Genomic DNA, 592 nt, shown 5'->3' with positions numbered 1-592 from the left:
TTCTTGACGACCATAGAGCATTGGAACCACCTGATCCCATCCCGAACTCAGCAGTGAAACGATGCATCGCCGATGGTAGTGTGGGGTTTCCCCATGTGAGAGTAGGTCATCGTCAAGATTAAATTCCAAAATCCCTGTCTGCTCACGCAGACAGGGATTTTGTTTTTGTAGAAGTCCCAAGTTTTCACAGGCACGTTATGCAGTAACGGATCTGTCACAGAATTTCTTGACGACCATAGAGCATTGGAACCACCTGATCCCATCCCGAACTCAGCAGTGAAACGATGCATCGCCGATGGTAGTGTGGGGTTTCCCCATGTGAGAGTAGGTCATCGTCAAGATTGAATTCCAAAATCCCTGTCTGCTCACGCAGACAGGGATTTTGTTTTTGTATAAGTACAAGCTTTGTAAAAAGCGTGTGCAGTTAATCGGGTCACTAACCTGATTAATAAAGAATAAAGTGGGGTTGACAGCAGCGTGTAACGCTGTAGAATTCGCCTCCCGCTGACGAGAGATCGAAAGCGCAAGTGGTTGATGTTACAGAGGAAACTTTGAAAACATCTTAAAATAACCGCTTGACAGCAACAGGGGC

At 46.3% G+C, this 592-nt stretch carries 2 rRNA genes; both read left to right on the top strand.

Annotation, left to right across the window (positions count from 1 at the left end):
* Window positions 1–2 precede the first annotated feature (2 nt).
* Window positions 3–118, top strand: a 5S ribosomal RNA gene (gene rrf / locus HBN61_RS22355).
* 107 nt (window positions 119–225) lie between these two features.
* A 5S ribosomal RNA gene (gene rrf, locus HBN61_RS22350) occupies window positions 226–341 on the top strand.
* Window positions 342–592: the final 251 nt, after the last annotated feature.

The sequence above is a fragment of the Pseudomonas sp. WS 5071 genome, from assembly GCF_012985765.1.
GTDB classification, from domain to species: domain Bacteria; phylum Pseudomonadota; class Gammaproteobacteria; order Pseudomonadales; family Pseudomonadaceae; genus Aquipseudomonas; species Aquipseudomonas lundensis_A.
This window is presented reverse-complemented; position numbering and strand designations above follow the sequence as displayed.